Origin of the sequence: Chromohalobacter sp. HP20-39 (assembly GCF_033052815.1) — a bacterium.
Taxonomy (GTDB): Bacteria; Pseudomonadota; Gammaproteobacteria; order Pseudomonadales; family Halomonadaceae; genus Chromohalobacter.
The window spans coordinates 1-371 of the sequence record NZ_JAWHTP010000279.1 but is presented as its reverse complement, the minus strand read 5'-3'; the positions used below and the strand labels follow the sequence as shown (position 1 = coordinate 371).

At 60.6% G+C, this 371-nt stretch carries 1 pseudogene; it reads right to left on the bottom strand.

The features are described from left to right. A pseudogene (locus RVY79_RS17985) lies at positions 1-371 on the bottom strand (hypothetical protein); the annotation flags it as partial.

Here is a 371-nt window from a genome sequence, read left to right as displayed (position 1 = left end):
CACGCGTTCACGCGGTGATGTCTCCGTGCGCAGCTTGAGCGAAGACATACCCTCATCCGTATAGACGAGCAGTCCCTCCGGGGACTGGCGAATTTCCCCGTGCTCGCAACTCACGAGCGTGAGGCCAAAGTGTGGCTGGTAGGGAGCGCGGCCGGGAATGGCGTGTTTCGCACGGGCCTGCTTGGCACGCAACTCATCTTCGGGGGCTATACGAGCGCGCGCAGCAATAGGTGCATTGAAGCCCCATTCGCCAACGCCGCTGACCAGTTCGGTGCTGGAGAAGCGGCCGTAGCCGTTGTAGACAGAATTTGCAGCAGCACCATTTTCAAATTCGATGAACACGATGTGCGCGCCGTTCGCGCTGCGTTGCG